We start from the raw sequence: 21,170 nt of genomic DNA on the forward strand, positions 1-21,170 counted from the left end.
ATTAAAAAAAATTACCCCCATATTAAACTAGCCTTTGTGTGTCACACCCACCCCCCCCCCCCCCCCCGGCCCCGGGGGGGGCCCGGCCTCCACTCCACCGGTGGGATTTTTCGACACGACATCCCTGTCGTGGCGAAAAACGACGTGCATCCTTGCACGTCGCCCTTCGGGTATTTCCCACCGGTTCCGTCGCTGCGGAAGGGGCCCGGTAGAGCAAAAGCAAGTTCAAGAGCAACAGCAACAACAACAGCGAAAGCCTTTGGCTCCTCCCCTGCCCGCGCGGCACATCGTGGATAAGACAATGTTCAACAAGATCCTGATCGCCAATCGCGGTGAAATTGCCTGCCGCGTTATTGCTACCTGCCGTCGTCTTGGCATTGCTACTGTCGCGGTGTACTCGGATGCAGACCGCAATGCGCGGCATGTTCGTCTGGCAGACGAGGCAGTTCATATTGGTGCCGCGCCGGCCGCCGAGAGTTATCTGCGCGCCGAGGTCATTCTCGATGCGGCGCGACGTAGTGGCGCACAGGCCATCCATCCGGGTTACGGCTTTCTCTCCGAGAATGCGGGCTTCGCGCGTGCCTGTGATGCTGCCGGGATCGTCTTCATCGGGCCACCGGCCAGTGCCATCGATGCGATGGGCGACAAGAGTTCGGCCAAGGCGTTGATGCAGACCGCCAACGTGCCGCTTACGCCGGGCTATCACGGTGAGCGGCAGGAGCCCGAATTCCTGCGCGCGCAGGCTGATGCCATTGGTTATCCAGTGCTGATCAAGGCCAGCGCCGGCGGTGGCGGCAAGGGCATGCGCAAGGTCGAGGCCAGTGCCGACTTCGAGGCCGCGTTGGCCAGCTGCCAGCGCGAGGCGCAGGCCTCGTTCGGCAATGCGCATGTACTGGTGGAGAAATACGTCGAGCGTCCGCGCCATATCGAGATCCAGGTGTTCGGCGACAGCCATGGCAACGTGGTCTATCTGTTCGAGCGTGACTGCTCGGTGCAACGCCGCCATCAGAAGGTGCTGGAGGAAGCGCCCGCGCCCGGCATGACCGTCGAACGTCGCGCCGCGATGGGCAAGGCGGCTACCGATGCCGCACGCGCAGTCGGTTACGTCGGTGCGGGCACGGTGGAGTTCATCGCCGGGCCGGATGGCGATTTCTATTTCATGGAAATGAACACCCGCTTGCAGGTCGAGCATCCTGTCACCGAGTTGATCACCGGCACCGACCTTGTCGAGTGGCAGCTGCGCGTGGCCGCTGGCCAGCCGCTGCCGAAGACACAGGAACAGCTGCAGATCCACGGCCACGCCATCGAGGCACGGCTCTACGCCGAAGACGCCGACCGCGGCTTCCTGCCTTCCACCGGCACGCTGCGCCATCTGCGCCTGCCGCAACCCAACGCCAATGTGCGCGTGGACGCCGGTGTCGAGCAAGGCGATGCGATCACCCCCTACTACGATCCGATGATCGCCAAGCTGATCGTCTGGGACGTGGACCGGGCCAGCGCCCTGCAGCGCATGCAGCAGGCCCTGGCGCAGTGCCAGGTCGTCGGTGTGACCACCAATGCCGCCTTCCTGCGCCGGTTGGTACTGACCGACTCGTTCCGCACTGCCAATCTCGATACCGCGCTGATCGAACGCGAGCGTGAGGCGCTGGATATCCACCATGTTGCTGCCAGTGACAATGACTGGGCGCTGGCGGCCGTGCTCGCTGTAGCCAACGATACGCCGCACGGCAACGATGCATCGCCGTGGGCAATCGCCGACAGCTGGCGCCTCACCGGCCCCGCAGCACGTCTGGTGACGCTGGAGCACCTGGAGCAGCGCAAGCAGCTGCAGGTGCGCGACAGCGCCAACGGCTGGCAGGTGCAGGTCGGCGACGCATCAATCAGCGTGACCGGGAAAACCGACAGCACTGGCTACGCCCTGCAACTTGGCGAACGCCTGCAGCGCGGCCAGGCAATCCGCGAAGGCAACATGCTGTACCTCTTCGGCAACGAGCAACAGCAGCGCTTCAACATCCACGACCCGGTCGCCGAAGCCGACAACAGCAACGACCACGGCGGCAGCCTGCTGGCACCCATGCCCGGCCGCGTTGTCACCCTGCTCGTGCAGCCCGGCGCCAGTGTCAGCCGCGGCGCGCCGCTGCTGGTGATGGAAGCGATGAAGATGGAACACACCCTGCAGGCGCCGGCCGATGGCACCGTGCATGGCTTCCGCGCCAAGGCCGGTGACCAGGTTGCCGATGGCGCGGTGCTGGTGGACTTCGAGGCCACTCCAGTCGCTTGAGCAGGCACTGGAGTCATCGCTGGCGATTTGCCTGCAGCGCCAGCGATGCCTCCTCAGGCATCGGCGACCGATGCCTGCCAGATCTGCTCGGCCGGATCGAGCTCCATCGTCACCATCTCCGCGGCCCGCCATCCGAATCCACAAACGGCCAATGCACCTTCGGTCATCGGATCCAGGCCGAGCACCTGTTCCAGCAATGCTTCATTGATCGCACAGGTGACATACGCGCCCAATCCCATCTCGGTCGCCGACATATAGAGCGTCTGCGACAGATGTCCGGCTTCCAGCACGATGGCACGGTACGCCTTGGCGTGGTGCCGGTACTTCCAGAAATTGCGGGTATAGCGCGGCGACAGGATCACCATCACGTGCGCGTCAGCGAACCAGTGCTGCTGCGCCACCGCGTCCAGCATCAGCTGGTCAATCGGCATCGCTGACGCAGGCAGGGGCTCCAGCGCGTGCGCCAATGGGTGATAGTGGTACAGGCCATCGGCAACGCCTTCGACGTTGCGCACCAGCAGGTAGGCTTCCATCGGGTGCAGACCGCCGCCGGAAGGACTGCTTTTCTTGAGAAAGACAGTGTCGTCCGTTACCCGCACCGAGGAGTGCGCGGCAAACACCCGCCCGAGCAATCCGGACATCAGTGCACCCGGCAATGGTCGGGCGGTATCGAAGTTGCGACAGGTCACGCGCTGCTCAAGCAGCCGGTCGAAATCGTTTCCCTGCTGCGTGGGCAGTGCAATCCGCTCACCCTCGGCGACGCGACTGATGACTTCGGCGGGCGGCGCGCCCAACTGCTGCCTGAGCTCTGCCGCGGTTGAGGTGCCGGTATCGGCCATCGCCTGCACCGCATCGGCCCCCATCCAGCGCGTGAATGCATGGAAGGTTGCCGCGAGTGGGTGCCAATGCGCCCCACGTAGCTGCTCATCCCGCTCGCGGAACGTCGCGTAGCGCGCATGTCGGCCTATCACCAGGCCTTTGCGCAACAGCGAACGCAATGGCGCTGCCACGTCCGTTCCGAGCTCACCACTCTCTACCCAAGCCTCCGGACTGATCCGCCCCAGCAACATGCACTCAGCCTCGTCGACAGGCACCTCGCTGCCGAGATGCGGCGCCATGGCAACCCAATGACAGTTGCGGGTCAGGCCATCCCCGCCCGCCAGCAACCCAGCCAGATTGAACTCGACCCGCTCACGCGGCTCCAGATGCAGGATCGAACAGCGTCTTACCTTCACACACCCACTCCTCGGACGTATAGTTACGGGATCCCTGAATGGGAGCGTAACAAGTCAGTCAGGCGCAATGCCTGATCCCCTAACCACAACCAGAAGTCTGCAGCGAAGGACACAACGTGGCAACGAAGAAACCCGGCATGCCGAAAGCGCATATCGCACTCACACCCGCAATTGCCGATCATCTTCTCGACCTGCTGAGCACGGACAACAGCTTCAGGCGCGCTTTCAAGAAGGACCCGGCTACCGCCCTTCTACAGATCGGCCATGAGCCAACAGGGCAGGATGCCAACGCAGAGTTGGACTACCTGCGTACCAGCCTCTCAGTGGAACGTCTGGCCAGCAAGGACAGCATCGCCAAATCCCGTGAAGAGATCAGGAAAATGCTGACCAACGGCCTGTCCATGATCCCCATTCAACTGAATGTGGAAGGCAGTGCTTCGCGACGGACCCGCAAGTAATCAGGCAGGGTCCTGGTTTTCCAGTAGGCATCAAACGCCTGTAGTTCCTTGAGCGCCGCATCGCGGCGCCCAAGCTGGGCCAGCAATTCAATCTTCCTGAGTCGGGCCAGGTTGGAATCGGCGATGTTCAGGCTCTGCCCGCACCATCCGCACCCGCCATGTTCAACGTAGGCCCAACCGCGGTGCGACACCATCCAGTCAACCTGACGCAGCGCCGCCTCAGGATTTTCTTCTGCCGCGTAGGCCTCCATCAGCGCTGCCCGCAACTGGAAGGAGCCATGCTGACCGAGTGTGGAAACCAGGCTCTCCAGTGCCAGCGCACCGTTGCCAGAAGCCATTGATTCACGCGCCTTGAGAACCTGCAGGAACCCTCCCACCGGCTGCATGGCAACAATCTCCGGTGCCTGTTCCAGCCGCTGGATGAGCTGCCGGGCTGGCTCGTGGTCACCCAGGCGCTGTGCGAGGATCGCACCGTAGGCTGCGGTGATGGCTTCGCCACGCGCGGTAAGGCCCGCAGCCCCATCCAGCTGCGCTATCGACGCACGGACGATGTTGCGGCTCGCCTGCAGTGCACTCCTGCGGTCGCCGGACATCCATTGCATCACGGCAAGCTGGATCTGGCCCTGCCGGAACCTGCCGCCCTCAGGTGGCAAGGCCTGCAGCAGCCGTCGCGCTTCCACCGACGCAGCCTGCAGTTCACCCTGGTCAAGGAAGTGGGAAACACGATCAAAATGCGGAGCAGCCAGTTTCGCATCACGCGGCCACAGGCGCTCGGCTTCCTGGAAATCACCCTGTGCAGCACGCAGATTTGCCTGCCACACGGCAGTAGTCACCAACCCACTTTCGGCAGAACGCGAGAATGCGGCCGACGCATCGTCGTAATTGCCCAGCGCCAGCGACAGCCGCCCCAACGCCTCCTGTGAAAGCGATGCGAACTCGTAGCGCGATTCGGAAGCACGACGGATATAAGGCAGTGCTTCCTCGTAGCGGTTCTCCATTTCCAGGGCATAGCCGACGTTGGCAGCTGCGGCATAGAAATCCGGATAGAGGTCGGACATCTGCCGCCATTTCTGCTGGGCTTCGCCGGGGCTGTTGATCTGCACCTCCCAGGCCTGCATGTACATCGCCTCCCTCGGCGACAGGCGGCTGGTCATCGCCTGCGTTTTCTGCAGGCTCAGCAAGCCCTTTGGAAGCTGTTCGGTCGCATTGAGCGAACGCAGCACACCCAGGTGCGCAAGTGCGAAATCCTTGTCCAGTGACACCGCGTGCTCATACAGCCCCAATGCCTGCTTGTACTGGCCCTTGCCATAGGCCTCCTGGCCCATCGCATAGGCGCGCAAGGCATCCAGGTCACCGGTGCTGACTTCCGGCAGTGGCCGGGAATCGCGGCCAATGGACGCTATCGCCTCACCAAGACGGCCACGCAGGCGTGCGGTCACCTGATCGACCGACACCAGCGCCGACTCAAGCCCGCGCCCATCGGCAAACTCCGTGTACACCGTTCTCTGGGTAACCGGGTCGACGATCTCCACCGTGACACGCAGGCGCCCACCCACCTCCGACACCAGCGGGAGAATCACCGCGCGCGCGCCATCCCGCAGCGCGACCTCGGAGGCCACGGCACGGTCGACCAGAACCTTCTCCGGGTCCTTGCGCATCCGTGACAGCGTGTCGCGAACCTTCATGTCACTGAGGACATTGATGTACTTCGACTGCTCCAGGCTGATCCGGAATGCCTGCTGCAAGGATTCATCCAGAACCTTCTGCCCGGTCAAGTTGCGCAGATCACCGACCACGACCCAGTCACGCTCGGTGAAGGCGATCGCAGGTTCGGGACGCACCAGTATCCAGACCACGCCAGCGGCTACAACCACCAGCATCAACTCGGCGGCCAAGGCCGCTGGACGACGCCACAACGGCATTTTCCGCCAGGCCTTGCCCGAACGCGCCGGCATGCGCAGTGGGGCATTGCCCGCAGCGCCCACTTCAAACACTTCCTGCGGCGCTGGCAGGCCCTTGAAGTACCAATGGCCGTGCGACTTCCATCGCAGGCCATTGCCGCGCTCGCCAAGCTCGCGCTGCGCGGCTCGCAACAGCCCTTCGGCAACGGCCGACAGCAGGATTTGGTTCGGCCGCGCCAAGGCCATCAGGCGCGCAGCGGTAGGCTTGGCCACGCCTTCCACATCCATGGGCTTGGCACCGGCGGCCACCGCTTCTTCATCGTTCCGCCAGAACAATACGTCGCCGACATGGATGCCAACCCGCGCCTGCAATGGCAGCTCCCGCTCCTTGCCGACCTCGGCCAGCAGATCCAGGTAATCCAGCGCAAAACCCAATCCATGTGCAGGCACGTCGAACAGCAACAGCATTCCATCGGAACGATCGATCAGGCGTCCCGTCCAGCGCTGCAGCAACTGCAATACACGCACATCCAGGCTGCGGAACAATTCGGCCGCCGCCGCATCACCGATCCGCGCGGTCAATGCCACCGAGTCACACAGGTCGGTCAACACCAGCGTCTTGAGCTGGCGATCGGATGAGGGGGGGTCAGTCTCGCTGGACATGGTCTACACCGAAAAATTCAAGTTCGACGGATTCTTCCTGGAACCACTGCGCACGATTGCCACCGGCGCGCTTTGCCATGTACAGCGCTTGATCCGCGCGCGAATAGGCGTCGTTCCAATGGTGATCCTGATCGATCAACACCATGCCGACGCTCAGCGAACAGGCACCAACCGCCGCACCGGGATAGGCAATCAGGTGACGCATGGCTTCGAGCACGAATTCGGCAGTGCGCGGAAGGCTCTCGGCGTCGGCCTTCATCAGCAATACGCAGAACTCGTCGCCACCAAGACGGCAGGCGATATCGTCCTTCCCGGTCACCGAGGCGAGAATGCGACCGAAGCATTGCAACGCGTGGTCACCGGCAAGATGCCCGTAAGAGTCGTTCAAGCCCTTGAAGTCATCGCAGTCGAGCAGCAATAGCCCCTGCGGGCGATGACCGGAGCGGTGTGACTTCTGCAGATAGGCAGTCAGCGCACGGCGGTTGCTGAGCCCGGTCAGATCATCGCTGTAGACCAGCTCGCGGGTGTGGTGCAGCTCGTGGTTGGCGCTGTAGAGGTTGCCGAGCGCGGTTTCCAACTCGTGGTTGCGACGGCTCAGCTGGGAGATCAGGCGCTGTTCGCTGGACACCACCCGCGACAGGGTGCGACGCAGGAAGAACACCACCATCGCCGGGTCCTGGTCGATCAGGCGATGGAAATTTTCGTGGGTGATCTCCAGCAACACGCTGTCGCAGTTGGCACGCGCATCGCAGGAACGCGGGTGGCGTTCGATCAACAGGCCAAGCTCACCAAAGAAGTCGTTGCAGCCCATCGGCTTGGGTGCCAGCCCGGCACCGAAATCCAGGCTTACGGTGCCGCTGACAATGATGAACATCGAGCTGCCCAGGTCGCCACGGCGGAACAGCACCTGTTCGGCCTGCAGGGTGCGGCGAACACCGAATTCGGAGAACAGCGCGAACTCAACCGGAGACAACTGCGCACGCAGCACCGCCCCCCCCGCCGACGTTGCGACGGAAAGCTCGGACTCCAGTGCTGAACCCCCTGTTGCCATGCCGCTCATTCCCTGCCTCATGGACTGCTCGCCCATCTCAGACGAGTAATCTCGCGAGCCTATCATCAAAATTATCGGTTTTGTGATCCGCCACACCGTTTAATACAGGGTCAAGCCCAAAAAAAAGAAGGGGCTCGTAAGAGCCCCTTGGAAACGACATGGCCAGTGCCCTCAGGCAGCGACTTCAGTCTGGAACTGCTCTTCCTCGGTGGAACCGGTCAGTGCGGTCACACTGGAGGCGCCACCCTGGATCACCGTGGTCACATCATCGAAGTAACCGGCGCCCACTTCCTGTTGGTGCGAGACGAAGGTGTAACCCTTTTCACGGGCGGCGAATTCCGGCTCCTGCACCTGCTCCACGTAATGGCGCATACCTTCGCCACGGGCGTAGTCGTGGGCAAACTTGAAGGTGTTGAACCAGTTGATGTGGATGCCGGCCAGGGTGATGAACTGGTACTTGTAGCCCAGCGCGGCCAGCTCGTCCTGGAACCTGGCGATGGTCTTGTCGTCCAGGTTCTTCTTCCAGTTGAACGAGGGCGAGCAGTTGTACGACAGCAGCTTGCCGGGGCTGGCAGCATGCACGGCCTGGGCGAACTCGCGGGCGAAGCCCAGGTCCGGGGTGCCGGTCTCGCACCACACCAGGTCGGCGTGCGGGGCGTAGGCGACGCCGCGGCTGATCGCCTGCTCCAGGCCGTTCTTCACCCGGTAGAAGCCCTCGGCGGTGCGCTGGCCGGTGACGAACGGCGCGTCATTGGGGTCGAAGTCGCTGGTCAGCAGGTTGGCGGCTTCGGCATCGGTGCGGGCCAGCACGATGGTCGGCACACCCAGCACGTCCGCCGCCAGGCGCGCGGCCGACAACTTCTGGATCGCCTCCTGGGTCGGCACCAACACCTTGCCGCCCATGTGGCCGCACTTCTTCACCGCCGCCAGCTGGTCCTCGAAATGCACCGCGGCGGCGCCGGCGACGATCATGTTCTTCATCAACTCGTAGGCGTTCAACACGCCACCGAATCCGGCCTCGCCATCGGCGACGATGGGCAGGAAGAAGTCGATCGCATCCTCGGCCTTGACCTTGCCGTCGATGATGTTCTTCCACTGGATTTCGTCGGCGCGCTGGAAGGTGTTGTTGATGCGGCGGACCATGGTCGGCACCGAGTCGTAGGCGTACAGCGACTGGTCCGGGTACATGGTTTCGGAGGTATTGCCGTCGGCGGCCACCTGCCAGCCGGACAGGTACACCGCTTCCAAGCCGGCCTTGGCCTGCTGCATGGCCTGGCCGGCGCTGATCGCACCAAAGGCGTTGACGTAGCCCTTCTTCGAGCCGCCATTGACCAGTTTCCACAGGCGCTCGGCACCGCGCTTGGCCAGGGTGTACTCCGGCTGCACGCTGCCGCGCAGGCGCACCACGTCGGCGGCGCTGTAAGTGCGCTTCAAACCCTTCCAACGCGGATTGGTATCCCAGTCCTGCTGCAGGGCGGCGATCTGTTGCTGGTAGCTGCTCATCGTGTCGTCCTCAAAAAAGTGGTGCGTACGTAAGGGGAAGGGTCAATCGATCTGCCGGTAGGCAGGCAAGGTCAGGAAGTCGGTCAGCTCGTCGGCGCGGCTGAGCTGGTCGAGCAGGCCGATGGCCTGGGTGATACGGCTGCCACCGGGCAGCGCGGAGGTATCGCCAAGGCGTGCGGGCAAGGCGCGCAAGGTGCTGGCCAGCAGTGCGAAATCGATCGCGGTGCCGTCATCCAGGTGCTGGTTGCCGGCATGCAGCCACTGCCAGATCTGGCTGCGGCTGATCTCGGCGGTGGCGGCGTCTTCCATCAGGTTGTGGATGGGCACGCAGCCGTTGCCGTCCAGCCAGGCGGCCAGGTAACGCACGCAGACTTCGACGTTGTTCTCGAAGCCGGCGCGGGTAACCGTGCCGCTGCAGGGCGCGATCAGTTCATCGCGGTTGGCCTGCACATCACGGCGCAGCACGTGGTGCTGGTTGGGGCCGGACATATGCTCGTCGAAGATGGCGCGCGCCACCGGGATCAGCGCCGGGTGCGCCACCCAGGTGCCATCGTGGCCGGCGGTGACTTCGCGCAGCTTGTCGGCGCGCACCCGCGCCATTGCCTGCTCGTTGGCGGCGGCGTCGTGGTTGATCGGGATCTGCGCGGCCATGCCGCCCATCGCATGCGCGCCACGGCGGTGGCAGGTCTTGATCAGCAGTTCCGAATACGCCTTCAGGAACGGCTGGGTCATCGTCACCTGCCCGCGTTCCGGCAGCACCTTGTCGCCGTGGCGGCGGAAGGTCTTCAGGTAGGAAAAAATGTAATCCCAGCGACCGCAGTTCAGGCCGACGATGCGATCACGCAACACGTACAGGATCTCGTCCATCTCGAACACCGCCGGCAGCGTCTCGATCAGCACGGTGACCTTGATCTGCCCATGCGGCAGGCCAAGCATGCCTTCGATGTGCGACAGCGCGGTCTCCCACAGCGCCGCCTCTTCCATCGACTGCAGCTTGGGCAGGTAGAAGTACGGGCCGCGGTCCTTGTCCATCAGGGTCTGCGCGTTGTGGAAGGCGAACAGGGCCGCATCGAACAGACCGCCGGCAATCGGCTGGCCGTCGATCAGCACGTGCTTCTCGTCCAGGTGCCAGCCGCGCGGGCGCACGATCAGCACCGCCTGCTCGTCGAACGGACGCAGCGTGTAGTGCTTGCCCGGGCCCTTGGCGGTGGCCGGCGCGGTGAAGTCCAGATCGCCGCGCACCGCCGCCTTCATCGTCTGCTGGCCGGCCAGCACATTGCGCCAGGTCGGCGAGGTCGAATCCTCGAAGTCGGCCATGAACACCTTGGCGCCGGAGTTCAGCGCGTTGATGACCATCTTCGGGTCGGTCGGGCCGGTGATCTCGACACGACGGTCCTGCAGTGCCGCCGGGATCGGCGCCACGCTCCAGTCTTCCTCGCGGATGGCACGGGTGTCGCTGCGGAAATCCGGCAGGCCGCCCTGGTCGAAGAAGGCCTGGCGCTCGCGGCGGGCGGCCAGCCGTGCCTGCCGGCCCGGCTCGACCGCACGGTGCAGCGATACGAGCAGACCCAACACGCCGGCCGGCAGCAGCGCGGACTGGCCGGCCAGCTGGGTGGTCAGGGTGATGCCCGGGGTCGGGCGGGGGGCGGACTGCTGGGCAACGACTGCGTGGGCGACGGCGGACATCGGAGGTTCCTGCGTATGTCGGGGACTCCAACGTGCCGCCGCAGGCAGGTATTTAACAAAACAGTTTTTGCAATGTTATCTATAAGTTGTGCTAATACTGGCTTCAAGATGCCCACCAAGCCACCCGTAACCCCGCGTTTTTCCTACAAGTCTGATCGGCTCAAGCCGCTGCGGGCGTTCCTGCAGACGGTGCGCCTGGGCTCGGTTTCGCGTGCTTCGGAAGCGCTTTTTGTCAGCCAACCGGCGGTGAGCCTGCAGCTGCAGGCGCTGGAACGGGAGTTGGGAGTCGTGCTGTTCGAGCGCAGCGGGCGTCGGCTGGTGCCTACCCGCGAGGGCCAGCTGCTGTACGACATGGCGCAGCCGCTGGTGGAAAGCCTGGACGGGCTGCTGCCGCGTTTCCGCGAGAAGGTCAGCGGGTTGGATGCGGGCGAGCTGAATATCGCCGCAAATTCGTCGACCATCCTGTATCTCCTGCCGAAAATCGTCGAAAACTTTCGCCAGCAGCACCCGGATGTGCGCCTGACCCTGCACAACGCAATCAGTGCCGACGGCACCGACCTGCTACGCAGCGACGCCGCCGACCTGGCCATCGGCTCGATGATGGATGTGCCGGCCGACCTCAGCTACGCCCCGGTCTACCGTTTCGAGCAGGTGCTGATCACCCCGCCCGACCACCCGCTGGCGAAGAAAAAGAACCTGACGCTGGAAGACCTGTCGCCGTGGCCGCTGATCCTGCCGCCGCGCCGGCAGATCACCTGGCGACTGGTCGACCTGGTGTTCCAGCAGCACCGCGTGCCTTACACGGTGGCGCTGGAAGTGGGCGGCTGGGAGGTGATCAAGCAGTACGTGGCAATGGGCATGGGCATCAGCATCGTCACTGCCCTGTGCCTGAACGACAGCGACCGCGACAAGCTGGCGACGCGGGCGATGAGTGAGTACTTCCCCTCGCGCAGCTATGGCGTGGTGGTGCGACGGGGCAAGGTGCTGTCGCCGCAGGCCAGGGCGTTTGTGGAGTTGATCCAGCCGGATCTGTTTGCACCGCGGCAGTACGACGACACCGGGCATTCGGAGCGGTAGGTTTTTTGGCTTTTGTTTTTTTTTGGGGCTTTTGTTTTTTTGGTTTTTTTGCCTTTGCCTTTGATGCCGTCATTCCCGCGCAGGCGGGGCTTTCAACCAACGTATGTTGGGTCATCGTTCTTTCCTCTGCCCTTGCCCTGGTCTCACACAGCCAGCAAAGAGCGATCCCCGCCTGTGCGGAGATGACGCGTGCATAGTTGGTCGCCAATGCCTTCGCAGCCTAGACTGCTCCAATGTCCCTGGAACTCCGCCACCTGCGCTATTTCCTGGCCGTCGCCGATACCTTGCACTTCGGCCGTGCCGCCGAGCGCCTGGGCATGTCGCAACCGCCGCTCAGCCAACAGATCCGGCAACTGGAAACCCTGCTTGATGCACAGTTGTTCGTGCGCAGCCACCGCCGCGTGCAGCTCACGCCCGCAGGCGAAGTACTGCTGGAACAAGCCCGCGACATCCTGCAACGCATGGACAAGGCAGTCGACAGTGTGCAGCGCGCACAACGCGGCGAAAGCGGCGAGCTGCACATCGGCCTGACCCGTGCGACACCGCTGTCACCGCAGATCCCGCGCGCGATCTACGCTTACCGGCAGCAGCACCCACAGGTGCAGATGCAGCTGCGCGAAATGAACAGCCTGCGCCAGATCGATGCCTTGCTCGCGGACGAACTGGACGTGGGCATCATCCGCAAGCGCGTGCTGCCGGACGAACTGGTTGCACAGCACCTGTTCGACGATCCCTTGGCACTGGTCGTGCATGCAAGCCACCCGGCGCTGCGCGGCAAGGACCCGGCAACGGTACGTTTGTCGTTGAAGCAATTCGCACTCGACCCGTTTGTCGGCTTCTCACGCGATTCGGGTGCAGGCATCCACGACCATGTGATCACCCTGTGCCGCAATGCCGGCTTCAGCCCGCGCATCGTGCAGGAAGCCGGTGAGTCATCGACCTTGATCAGCCTGGTCGCTGCCGGGCTTGGTGTATGCGTACTGCCCTCCTCCTGCGGCCACATCCAGGTGGAGGGCGCGTGCTTTGTGGAACTGGCCGATCGAGGCGCGGCATCCGAGATCCAGTTGGCATGGCGACGTGAAGCGGTGACGCCGTTGTTGCGGCAGTTCATTGCGTTGTTGAAGCGGGAAGTGGCAAGTTGAAGAAAGCCGGAGCAAAGAGCAACAGCAAAAACACCCCTCCCAAACCCTCCCCTGCGCTACGCGCAAAGGAGGGGGCGAAGCTCGGCTCCCTCCCTTTGCCGCAGGCAAGGGGAGGGTTGGGGAGGGGTGCTTTTTGCTTTTTGCTTTTTGCTTTTTGCTTCTAGCTGCTAGCTCTCAGCCCTTCGCCTCAACCAAAACCAAACCAGCCTCCCCTTCCAGCCGACGCCACAACCGCCAGGCCGCACCGACACCCGCCAACGTCAGCATCAAGCAGAAAACGCAGACACCGGCCCAACTCCAGTGCGTATAGAACACACCACCCACGGCGCCCAATACGCTGGAGCCCAGGTAGTATGAAAACAGATACAAGGCCGACGCTTCAGCACGCAGTGCACCTGCGCGCACACCCACCCAGCTGCTGGCCACCGAATGGCCACCAAAGAACCCGAACGTCGCCAGCGCGATACCCATGGCCATCGCAGGCAACCACGGCATCGCCAGCAGCACGATGCCCACCAGCACCAAGCCGAATGAAAGGGCCAGCACCGGTCCTCGTCCCAGGCGATTGGCAAGCTGCCCCATCCACGCCGAACTGACGCTGCCCACCAGATACACGGTGAAGATCAGCCCGACCACGGTCTGGCTCAAGCCATACGGCGGCGCCAGCAGGTGATAGCCAAGGAAGTTGTACAAGGTCACGAACACGCCCAGCAGCAGGAAGCCGCAGGCAAACAACCACGGCAACGCTGCATCGCGGAACAGCCCGGCAAAGCGCGCCGGCAGCTGCATCGGCTCGGCACGCTTGGCGCGGAAGTGGCGCGACGCCGGCAGCTGCGTCCACAACGCCACGCTCGCCAACAACGCAATCACGCCAACTGCGGCGATACCGGCGCGCCAACCCCAACAGTCAGCCACAACGCCAGCAATCAAGCGTCCGCTCATGCCACCCACCGCGTTGCCGCCGATATACAGGCCCATCGCCAGACCCAGCGAGCGACCGTCCATTTCCTCGACCAGCCAGGTCATGGCCACGGCAGGCACGCCACTCAGGCTCAGGCCAAGCAGGGTGCGCAGCAGCAGCAGGGTGTTCCAGTCATCGGTCAGTGCGGTAGCCAGGGTGAGCAACGCAGAAGTGAGCAGCGACGCCACCATCACCGGGCGCCTGCCGATGCGGTCGGAGACCATGCCCGCCACCAGCATCGCCACCGCCAACACGCCCGTGCTTGCCGACAAGGCCAAGGCGCTGTTCCCAGCACTGATGCCGAAGTAGCTGCTGAAGCCCGGCAGCAGCGGCTGCACGCAGTACAGCACGCCAAAAGTAGCGAAGCCGGCCATGAACAAGGCCAGCACCGCGCGCCGGAACTCAGGCGTGCCTTGGTGGATGTGGGGGTATTCGGTTGCCGTGTTCGGCGGGGTAATTGGCGCCAATGATTCGTTGCAGCTTGCGGTGTTGCCGGGTTCGGGTTGCATTGCATCTTGGCCTGTAACGGCAGGCCGGCTTATTGGGAGTGCCGGAAGCATGAACCTGTGGATCGAGTCGATCCATAACCTGTCGTGTACGGATTGATACTTATGGCATATTAATTCAGCGAACGTGGCGGCTAATCTGCGGAAAACAGGCAGCGAAACCAACCCCTTCTCCCGCTTGCGGGAGAAGGTGCCCCGAAGGGGCGGATGAGGGGAGCCTTTAGCCTTTAGCCTTTAGCCTTTAACTTTTAGCTTTTAGCTTTTAGCTTTTAGCTTTCCGCTTTTGGTTATAGCTATTGATCATAGTTTTCCAGCTAGAAGCTTCCCCTCACCCCAACCCCTCTCCCGCAAGCGGGAGAGGGGCTTTAGCAAAGCGCTTCGCGCCTCAGCAATCGCAGCCCTTCCAGCCCGGCTGCTTGCTGGTCTGGCCGATGCCCGGGTTGAAGGTATTGCTTGGGTCCAGCTGCTGGTAGAACTGCACCAGCGCCGGCTTGGCCGGATACAGGTGACCGACGTTGTGCTCGGCCGGGTACTCGGCACCGCGTTCGTCCAGCAGCTTCCACATGGCGTGTTCGATCGCCATCGGATCTTCACCCTTGCGGGCGATGTAGTCCTGGTGGAATACATGGCACAGGAAGTGACCGTAATAGAGTTTGTGCAGCAAGCGCGCATCCAACTCGGCCGGCAGTTGCTCGAACCACGCGCGGTCGTCGCGGCGCAGGGCGATATCCAGTGCGACGATGTCCTGTACCTGCGCACGATGCACTTCGCGGTAACGTACCGCCGCGCCAGCCACTGCGAACCGGTGCAGGAAGGCCTTGCGACCTTCGTCCGGCGTGCAGTGGAAGTAGTCACCCTCATGCCCGGCGAAGAAGCCGCGCAACCACTGCTCGGTCGCTGCCGCATCCTGTGCAGAAACCTTGACCAGCAAATGGTGTTCATAGCGCTGGCGGAACTCACCCATGCGCCTGGGAAGATGCGAGGGCAACAGTCCGGTCAGCAGCTGCATCGCGTGATCGGTCACGCCACGCAGGCCCAGTCGCTCGAACCAGCCATCAACCCAGCTCTTCAAGGCGAATGCGGCCGGTACCCGTGCCGTGCCCAGCTTGTCGATCAGCAGGAAAGTGTCCTTGCCGTAACGCTCACCGATGTCATAGGCGACGCGATGGATGTATTCGCCGGAGATCGGCAAGCGCTCGAAGCCGGTCAACAGCTGGCGACGGATCGCGGTGAGGCTTTCGGTGCTGTTGCTGCCGATATAGAACACCTCGGCCGCTTCCTTGGCGAAGGTGTCCAGGCGCACCGCGAATACGGCCAGCTTGCCGGCCGAACCTGCGGCTTCGTAATGACGACTGGGGTCGGCGTTGAAGCGCGCGGGCGTTGCCGCATCCACCTGCCGTACCTGCTCGGCATAGCGCGGATCTGAACCGGCGCGCTCACCATCAACGCGCACATCGGCGGGCTGGTAGTCGCCGGCCTGCAGGCGCTGCAGGATTTCTTCCGGCGTGTCGCCGAGGGCAATGCCAAGATGGTTCACCAGCTGCAAGCGGCCTTCACCATCCACCTGCGCGTACAGCGCCATCTCGGTGTAGGCCGGACCACGCCGCACCAGCGAGCCACCGGAGTTGTTGCAGACACCGCCCAGCACCGAGGCACCGATGCACGAGGAACCGATCACCGAATGCGGCTCGCGCCCAAGCGGCGCCAAGGTCTGTTCGAGTCGGTCCAAGGTTGCGCCGGGCAGGCACAGCACCTGCCGCCCTTCATCGAGCAGTTGCACGCCGGTCAGCCGAAGCGTGCTGATCAATACGATCGGCCGACCATAATCGTTGCCATCCGGCGTCGAGCCACCGGTCAAACCGGTATTGGCTGCCTGCAGGATGATCGCCGCCCCGCCCTGCACCGCTGCCTGCAAGGCGCGCCACATCTCCAGCAAGCTTCCCGGCCGCACCACCGCCAGCACGGCGCCATCGCCGAAACGGTAGCCCTTGCGGAAGCGGCGCGTGGCCTTGTCACCGGTCAGTACATGGGCATCACCAACGGCTGCGCGCAGCTGCGCCAACAGTGCCTCGTTCGCACTCATGCCAAGTTGACCAGCGAGTCGCGGCTGATATCGGCAATGCGGCGTGCGCCGGTCAGCGTCATCGCCACGCGCATTTCCTTGGCGATCAGGTCCAGCAGATTGGCCACGCCAGCCTCGCCCTGTGCGGCAAGCGCGTAGACGAAGGCACGACCGAGCAGCACGCTGTCCGCGCCGAGCGCGAGCATGCGCACCACGTCCAGGCCGGTGCGGATGCCGGAGTCGGCGAGGATCTTCAGATCGCCCTGCACCGCATCGGCAATCGCTGGCAGCGCACGCGCCGTGGACAGCACGCCATCCAGCTGGCGGCCGCCGTGATTGGAAACCACGATGCCGTCGGCGCCAAAACGCACCGCATCGCGGGCATCATCCGGATCGAGAATGCCCTTGATCACCATCGGGCCTTTCCAGAACTCGCGGATCCATTCCAGGTCCTTCCACGAGATCGACGGGTCGAAGTTGTTGCCCAGCCAACCGATGTAATCCTCCAGCCCGGTCGGGCTGCCGCGATAGGCGGAGATGTTGCCAAGATCATGCGGACGGCCGAACAGGCCCACGTCCCAGGCCCAGCGCGGATGGGTCATCGCCTGACCGATGCGGCGCATGCCGGCATTCGGGCCACTCATGCCCGAATGCGCATCGCGGTAGCGCGCGCCCGGCACCGGCATGTCGACGGTGAACACCAGGGTGGTGACGCCGGCAGCCTGCGCGCGCTCCAGCGCGTTGCGCATGAAGCCGCGGTCGCGCAGTACATACAGTTGGAACCACATCGGTCGTTTGATCGCAGGTGCCACTTCCTCGATCGGGCACACCGACACCGTCGACAGCGTGAACGGAATACCGCGGCTGTCCGCCGCACGCGCCGCCTGCACTTCGCCGCGGCGCGCATACATGCCGGTCAGGCCAACCGGTGCCAGCGCAACCGGCATTGCCAGCTTCTCGCCGAACAGCTCGGTTTCCAGGCTGAGCTCGGACATGTCGCGCAGGATGCGCTGGCGCAGCGCGATGTCGGACAGATCGGAAACATTACGTTTGAGCGTGTGTTCGGCATACGCGCCGCCATCGATGTAGTGGAACAGGAACGGCGGCAGACGACGCTGCGCGGCCGCACGGTAATCGGTGGAGGCGGAGATGATCATGGGTCAACCGTGGGGGGAAGGAAGCCGCGAGGCGCGGGCGCGCCGTGCCTCGTCTTCATCGAGCGTGCGCAGGGTGGTGTGCACGAACTCAAGATGGGTATGCGCTGCGGCACGCGCACGCTCGGGGTCGCCGGCCAGTACCGCATCCATCATTTCGCGGTGCTGGTCCGACAAAGGTGAGAAAGTCGTCGATGCGGTGTAAAGCTTTTCGCGGCTCTGCGAGATATTGGTCTGCAGCAGCTCGAACAGGCCGCGCATCACCTGCAGCAGCACCAGATTGTGCGAGGCCTCGGCGATGGACAGATGGAAGGCGGCGTCGGCGCGCGCTTCGCCGGCCGGATCGTCCTTGCCATGCGCGTCCATCATGGTCTGGAAGGCCTGCGCGATGCGTGCGCGGTCGCCATCGGTAGCCCGCAACGCGGCATGCCAGGCGGTTGCGCCTTCCAGCGCGTGACGGATTTCCAGCACGTCGAAACGGTATTCCGGATCGCCCTGGAACAGCGGTAGATACGGCACCAGCGGCTCATCCAAGGCCTGCCGCGCACGTGCAGCCGGCTCGGCCACATAGGTGCCGCCGCCAACCCGCGCCACCAGCAGGCCCTGGCTGCCAAGCTGGGCAATCGCCTCGCGCAGCGCCGTGCGCGAGACCCCGAGCTGCACCGCCAGTGCGCGCTCGGAAGGCAGCCGGTCACCCGGCTGCAGTTGTTGTTCGTCCACCAGCACGCGCAGCTGCGCGGCCACCTTGTCGGAAATACGTTGCGTACTCATGCCGACATTGTGGCCCGAAGCTGCACTGCGTTGGCGGATGCGCGCGGCCATGGCTCAGGGAATCATCCAGGTCAGCCAATAGGCCTGCGCGGTGGTGATCAGGCCGACCATTACCGTGAAGATCAGGCTGTGCTTGACGGTGAAGCGGAACAGGTCAGATTCCTTGCCGGCCAGGCCCACCGCCGCACAGGCGATGGCGATGGACTGCGGCGAGATCATCTTGCCGGTGACGCCGCCGGTGGTATTGGCCGCAACCAGCAACACCTCGGACACACCGATCTGCTGCGCGGTGGTCGCCTGCAAGGCCGAGAACAAGGCATTGGACGAGGTATCCGAACCGGTCAGGAACACGCCCAGCCAGCCCAGGAACGGCGAGAAGAAGGTGAAGGCCTTGCCGGTATGCGCAAGCGCCAAGGCCAATGTTGCCGACAAGCCGGAGTAATTGGCGATGAAGGCGAAGGCCAGCACCATGCCGATCGAGTAGATCGGCATCTTCAGTTCATTGACGGTCTCACCAAAGGTGCGCACCGCCGCACGTACCGGCATGCGCAGGTAGATGATCGCAATCACCGCCGCCAGCATGATCGCGGTGCCGGTGGCCGAGATGGCATCAAACTTGTACACGGCCTCGTAGGCGGTGGGCGCGTTCACGATCGGCGGCATCTTCTGCACCAGCTGGTCCAGGCCCGGTACCGGCAGCTTCAGCACCCAGCTCTCCAGCGGGCCACCGGTGGCGAACAATGCCTTGAACGGCTTGATGCTCCACAGCGTGACCATCGCGGTGAGGATCAGGAACGGCGACCACGCCTTGGCGATCTGGCCGGCACTGTAACGCGGTGCGGCCGATGCCTGCGCGGCAACGTCAGCATTGGCTTCGGTTTCAAAGCGGAAGATGCGCTTGGGTTGCCAGCGACGCAGGAACAGCGTCAGGCACACCAGCGATGCCAGCGAGGCAGTGATATCCGGCAGTTCAGGGCCGATGAAATTGGAGGTCAGGTACTGCGCGATGGCGAAGGAACCACCGGCAACCAGCACCGCCGGCCAGGTTTCCTTGATGCCGCGCCAGCCATCCATGATGGCCATGATCCAGAACAGCACGATGATGGTCAGGAACGGCAGCTGGCGGCCGGCCATCTGCCCGATCTCGAACGCATCCAGACCGGTGACCTGGCCGGCGACGATGATCGGAATGCCCATCGCGCCGAAGGCCACCGGCGCGGTGTTGACGATAAGACACAGGCCGGCGGCATACAGCGGCTTGAAGCCCAGCCCGACCAGCAACGCGGCGGTGATCGCCACCGGTGCGCCAAAACCTGCGGCACCTTCGAGGAAGGCGCCGAAGGCGAAGCCGACCATCAGCATCTGCAGACGCTGGTCTTCGGTCACCGACAGGATCGACGCGCGGATGATCGCGAACTGGCCGGTCTTGACCGACACCTTGTACAGGAACACCGCGCCGATGATGATCCAGGCAATCGGCCACAGCCCGTACAGGAAGCCGAAACCGGCTGCACCCAAGGCCTGCGACACCGGCATGCGATAGAACAGCAATGCAACGGCCAGCGCGATGGCGACGGTGATGGTGCCGGCCAGCCAGCCCTTCATGCGCAGCACGGCCAAGGCAACGAAGAAGAAAGCGATCGGCAACAGCGCGATCAGGCTGGACAGCCAGAGGTTGCCAGCGGGGTCGTACAGTTGTTCCCAGGGCTGCATGCAGGTTCTCGTCAAAGGCGAAAGGCGGCCCACCCGCAGGTGGCATGGCGGCGGTCGCGAATATTGGTATTACCAATATTCAATCTGCCTGACCAACGAACCGCGATTGAATCGCCGTTTTCGCGAAGATCCTATTAGACCATAGGGTTAGTTAGGACTATTGGTATTACCAATTAAATAAGGATTTTGTGGGAGCGGCGTCAGCCGCGAAACCAGTGGTGCCGGCGAACTGCATGGATGCAATGGCAGACAGAAGGAAGGCTGTATTGCTGTCAGCTTCGCGGCTGACGCCGCTCCCACAAAAAAGACAAAAGCGAAGGCAAAAAAAACGGCACGTCTCCGTGCCGGCTTCTTCATCGCCATCGCCACTTACAAACGCCGCCACTCCGGCCCATCACCGCGTCGCCAATACACGGCCACCGCCTTGCCATAAACCGTATCGGCATCCACCAATCCAAAGAATCGCCCATCAAAACTATCGCCGCGATGGTCCCCCACCACCAGCAGCTTGCCAGCCGGAATGGTGATGCCATTGATGTCCGGGCCACCGCCATCACGCAAGTCCAGCTGCACCTGCTTGTTGCCGAACAACTCCTGCGCCACATCCTGACGCAGCGGCTGCTCATTGATGGACAGATAGCCGTCGTGCAGCTGCACACGGTCTCCAGCCACGGCAACCACGCGTTTGATCAGGCGCGTGCCATCGGCCGGCGAATCGAACACCGCCACGTCACCGCGCCGCGGTGCCTGCCCCGCCAACAGCTGTACATCCGTGAAAGGAATGCGCAGGCCGTAAGCGCGCATATCCACCACCACCCGATCACCGGGTTGCAGGGTCGGCTGCATCGAGCCACTGGGCACCTGGTAGTGGTTGGCCAGGCTGTCGCGGGCGGCAAACAACAGCAGCAACATCACCGCCAGAGGGAAGGCTTCGCGTCGCAGCCAGGCCAGCACGGGATGGGGCGATGCAAGGGACGCAGTCTCATTCATGGCTGATCACCAACTC

Annotated in this window: 15 protein-coding genes; 4 read left to right on the forward strand and 11 right to left on the reverse strand. The window is 63.5% G+C overall.

The window, feature by feature from the left end; all coding sequences use genetic code 11:
* Positions 1-301 precede the first annotated feature (301 nt).
* On the forward strand, positions 302-2,281 hold the full coding sequence (locus AC1VWL_RS12990; protein ID WP_482986964.1) for an acetyl/propionyl/methylcrotonyl-CoA carboxylase subunit alpha: 1,980 nt from the start codon (positions 302-304) through the stop codon (positions 2,279-2,281).
* Positions 2,282-2,334: 53 nt separating this feature from the next.
* Here the strand turns inward: AC1VWL_RS12990 and AC1VWL_RS12995 are convergent, their stop codons facing one another.
* A complete protein-coding gene (locus tag AC1VWL_RS12995; protein ID WP_482986965.1) occupies positions 2,335-3,516 on the reverse strand; it encodes a putative peptide maturation dehydrogenase in 1,182 nt (393 codons plus the stop codon).
* 116 nt (positions 3,517-3,632) lie between these two features.
* Here AC1VWL_RS12995 and AC1VWL_RS13000 point away from each other — a divergent pair, with 116 nt between their 5' ends.
* Positions 3,633-3,974, forward strand: a complete 342-nt coding sequence (locus AC1VWL_RS13000; RefSeq protein WP_481546119.1) for an NHLP-related RiPP peptide — start codon at positions 3,633-3,635, stop codon at positions 3,972-3,974.
* On the opposite strand, the gene AC1VWL_RS13005 is transcribed toward AC1VWL_RS13000, so the two are convergent.
* The 4 genes from AC1VWL_RS13005 to aceB all read right to left on the reverse strand — a co-directional run bounded on the left by AC1VWL_RS13005 (position 3,929) and on the right by aceB (position 10,778).
* Entirely contained in the window at positions 3,929-6,538 is a 2,610-nt protein-coding gene (locus AC1VWL_RS13005; protein WP_482986966.1) for a putative peptide modification system cyclase, read from the reverse strand. The genes AC1VWL_RS13000 and AC1VWL_RS13005 overlap by 46 nt on opposite strands.
* Positions 6,522-7,589, reverse strand: coding sequence for a GGDEF domain-containing protein (locus AC1VWL_RS13010; protein ID WP_481614600.1), 1,068 nt, complete (start codon positions 7,587-7,589; stop codon positions 6,522-6,524). The genes AC1VWL_RS13005 and AC1VWL_RS13010 overlap by 17 nt, the downstream gene beginning before the upstream one ends.
* Before the next feature lie 171 nt (positions 7,590-7,760).
* Positions 7,761-9,092 (reverse strand): isocitrate lyase, encoded by a 1,332-nt coding sequence (aceA, locus tag AC1VWL_RS13015; protein WP_482986967.1) that lies wholly within the window; start codon positions 9,090-9,092, stop codon positions 7,761-7,763.
* A 42-nt stretch (positions 9,093-9,134) separates the two neighbouring features.
* Entirely contained in the window at positions 9,135-10,778 is a 1,644-nt protein-coding gene (gene aceB, locus AC1VWL_RS13020; RefSeq protein ID WP_482986968.1) for a malate synthase A, read from the reverse strand.
* Positions 10,779-10,886: 108 nt separating this feature from the next.
* On the opposite strand from aceB, the gene AC1VWL_RS13025 reads away from it, so the two are divergent.
* Positions 10,887-11,855 carry a LysR family transcriptional regulator gene (locus tag AC1VWL_RS13025; RefSeq protein WP_482986969.1) on the forward strand — a complete coding sequence of 323 codons (969 nt, stop codon included), beginning with the start codon at positions 10,887-10,889 and terminating at the stop codon, positions 11,853-11,855.
* A gap of 233 nt (positions 11,856-12,088) precedes the next feature.
* On the forward strand, positions 12,089-12,997 hold the full coding sequence (locus AC1VWL_RS13030; protein WP_482986970.1) for a LysR substrate-binding domain-containing protein: 909 nt from the start codon (positions 12,089-12,091) through the stop codon (positions 12,995-12,997).
* 174 nt (positions 12,998-13,171) lie between these two features.
* Here AC1VWL_RS13030 and AC1VWL_RS13035 read toward each other — a convergent pair whose 3' ends face one another.
* From AC1VWL_RS13035 to lepB, 6 genes are all read right to left on the reverse strand, one after another.
* Positions 13,172-14,467 (reverse strand): MFS transporter, encoded by a 1,296-nt coding sequence (locus AC1VWL_RS13035; protein WP_482986971.1) that lies wholly within the window; start codon positions 14,465-14,467, stop codon positions 13,172-13,174.
* Positions 14,468-14,849: 382 nt separating this feature from the next.
* Positions 14,850-16,547: a D-lactate dehydrogenase gene (gene dld, locus AC1VWL_RS13040; RefSeq protein ID WP_482986972.1), complete on the reverse strand. Its 1,698-nt coding sequence runs from the start codon at positions 16,545-16,547 to the stop codon at positions 14,850-14,852.
* Positions 16,544-17,683, reverse strand: a complete 1,140-nt coding sequence (gene lldD, locus AC1VWL_RS13045) for an FMN-dependent L-lactate dehydrogenase LldD (protein WP_282268288.1) — start codon at positions 17,681-17,683, stop codon at positions 16,544-16,546. The genes dld and lldD overlap by 4 nt, the downstream gene beginning before the upstream one ends.
* A 3-nt stretch (positions 17,684-17,686) precedes the next feature.
* Complete coding sequence (lldR, locus tag AC1VWL_RS13050; protein WP_482986973.1) at positions 17,687-18,451, reverse strand: transcriptional regulator LldR; 765 nt, start codon at positions 18,449-18,451, stop codon at positions 17,687-17,689.
* 54 nt (positions 18,452-18,505) lie between these two features.
* Positions 18,506-20,164, reverse strand: a complete 1,659-nt coding sequence (gene lldP, locus AC1VWL_RS13055; RefSeq protein ID WP_482986974.1) for an L-lactate permease — start codon at positions 20,162-20,164, stop codon at positions 18,506-18,508.
* Positions 20,165-20,533: 369 nt separating this feature from the next.
* Complete coding sequence (lepB, locus tag AC1VWL_RS13060; RefSeq protein WP_482986975.1) at positions 20,534-21,154, reverse strand: signal peptidase I; 621 nt, start codon at positions 21,152-21,154, stop codon at positions 20,534-20,536.
* Between the last annotated feature and the right edge of the window lie 16 nt (positions 21,155-21,170).

The sequence above is a fragment of the Stenotrophomonas sp. STEN063 genome, from assembly GCF_056854515.1.

Bases quoted from the DNA above. Each gene is read 5' to 3' on its own strand.
- AC1VWL_RS12990 (WP_482986964.1), top strand. From the start codon at position 302: ATGTTCAACAAGATCCTGATCGCCAATCGCGGTGAAATTGCCTGCCGC.
- AC1VWL_RS13005 (WP_482986966.1), bottom strand. From the start codon at position 6,538: ATGTCCAGCGAGACTGACCCCCCCTCATCCGATCGCCAGCTCAAGACG.
- AC1VWL_RS13010 (WP_481614600.1), bottom strand. From the start codon at position 7,589: ATGGCAACAGGGGGTTCAGCACTGGAGTCCGAGCTTTCCGTCGCAACG.
- aceA (WP_482986967.1), bottom strand. From the start codon at position 9,092: ATGAGCAGCTACCAGCAACAGATCGCCGCCCTGCAGCAGGACTGGGAT.
- aceB (WP_482986968.1), bottom strand. From the start codon at position 10,778: ATGTCCGCCGTCGCCCACGCAGTCGTTGCCCAGCAGTCCGCCCCCCGC.
- AC1VWL_RS13025 (WP_482986969.1), top strand. From the start codon at position 10,887: ATGCCCACCAAGCCACCCGTAACCCCGCGTTTTTCCTACAAGTCTGAT.
- AC1VWL_RS13030 (WP_482986970.1), top strand. From the start codon at position 12,089: ATGTCCCTGGAACTCCGCCACCTGCGCTATTTCCTGGCCGTCGCCGAT.
- AC1VWL_RS13035 (WP_482986971.1), bottom strand. From the start codon at position 14,467: ATGCAACCCGAACCCGGCAACACCGCAAGCTGCAACGAATCATTGGCG.
- dld (WP_482986972.1), bottom strand. From the start codon at position 16,547: ATGAGTGCGAACGAGGCACTGTTGGCGCAGCTGCGCGCAGCCGTTGGT.
- lldD (WP_282268288.1), bottom strand. From the start codon at position 17,683: ATGATCATCTCCGCCTCCACCGATTACCGTGCGGCCGCGCAGCGTCGT.
- lldR (WP_482986973.1), bottom strand. From the start codon at position 18,451: ATGAGTACGCAACGTATTTCCGACAAGGTGGCCGCGCAGCTGCGCGTG.
- lldP (WP_482986974.1), bottom strand. From the start codon at position 20,164: ATGCAGCCCTGGGAACAACTGTACGACCCCGCTGGCAACCTCTGGCTG.
- lepB (WP_482986975.1), bottom strand. From the start codon at position 21,154: ATGAATGAGACTGCGTCCCTTGCATCGCCCCATCCCGTGCTGGCCTGG.